Origin of the sequence: Mediterranea sp. ET5 (genome assembly GCF_023337025.1) — a bacterium.
Lineage (GTDB): Bacteria > Bacteroidota > Bacteroidia > Bacteroidales > Bacteroidaceae > Phocaeicola_A.
Genome location: NZ_JAMBLN010000043.1, coordinates 1 through 1,191 on the forward strand (window position 1 = coordinate 1; position 1,191 = coordinate 1,191).

Sequence of the window (1,191 nt, forward strand, 5' to 3'; positions counted from 1 at the left end):
CTACCTTTCCGGTTGATATATGGCAGTCATACCATGCGAGTATGCCTGTCCTGTGTGCCGTTACCGTAGTTGCCATCTTCACCAATTGCGGCACTTTGCTCTCCCGGGCTTGCTTTACCCAATCCGTCATGACCCTTTCGGCATCGTCCTTATTGACCTGCATCCAGATTTCCCTGAGCTGTTCTTTCAGGTAGTATGCCTGCGACAGGGGCTTGTTCATATCCAGCGCGTTGTCAAGCCGTGTCTTATACTCCTTGTCGAAGATATCCGCCCCATTACTCAGTAACAGGTATCGCGTACCTTTCAACACCTTGCGTTTGTTGATGTCTTTTTCCATGTGGTATTGCACCCTACGTATTTCATCCAGTTTCTCGTTCATAAGCTTTACCACATGGAAATGGTCAAACACGTGCACCGCATTCGGGCAATTCTCATATACAGAGGAGATGAAGGCGGCGGAGAGATCTGTTGCAATATACTTGATGTCAACGCCTTTTCTTCTGATCCGTTTCCAAAAGCCATCCAGGGCGTCTGCTCCTTTGCCGTTACCGACATAGAGAATACGGCCACTCTTTAGGTCAACCACGATTGTCTTGTACACATGTCCTTTCCTGACCGCAAATTCATCTATGCCAATGCTGTCCACTCCTTCAAGGGAGGGAGGCGCGTAATGGTATTCAAGATGACGCGTATGGATATCCTTGACGGTATCCCAGGATACGCCCAGGAGATTGGCTGCGTCTTTCAAGGTCATGCTCCTTAACAGGTCGACTACATATTTTGCGAAACGATGGGTGTAACCGCAACTACCCGTGGCAAAGGGTATGCTCTCCTGACGGTCATAATCACAATCCTGATTCTTGCACTTATAGCGTTGGACTTTCATGCGGATTATCACCTTTTTGCCGCCTATCGGGAGTCCTATAAAGTCACGAACTCGAAAACCGTTCTTGACCAATTGGCGATGCCCGCACTTAGGACATTCTTTCTTCCGCTCTTTTGCTTCAATATGTAAGATAATTGTATTACCTTTGTATTCCTCACGAGTGCATTTGTGGTTATATAACCCCCAAGCATGATATAGAAAACTGCTGTTCATTACTGTACATTTGTTTGTGCTTATTCAAATATACAATTTGTTCAGCGGTTTTTCTTCTTTAATAAACTATCACGCGAAATGTCGGATGAACC

Annotated in this window: 1 protein-coding gene; it reads right to left on the reverse strand. The window is 46.0% G+C overall.

Annotation, left to right across the window (positions count from 1 at the left end; translation table 11 throughout):
* Positions 1-1,099 (reverse strand): ISL3 family transposase (locus M3087_RS14255; RefSeq protein ID WP_249096841.1); only part of this gene is annotated, 1,099 nt, incomplete at its 3' end.
* Positions 1,100-1,191: the final 92 nt, after the last annotated feature.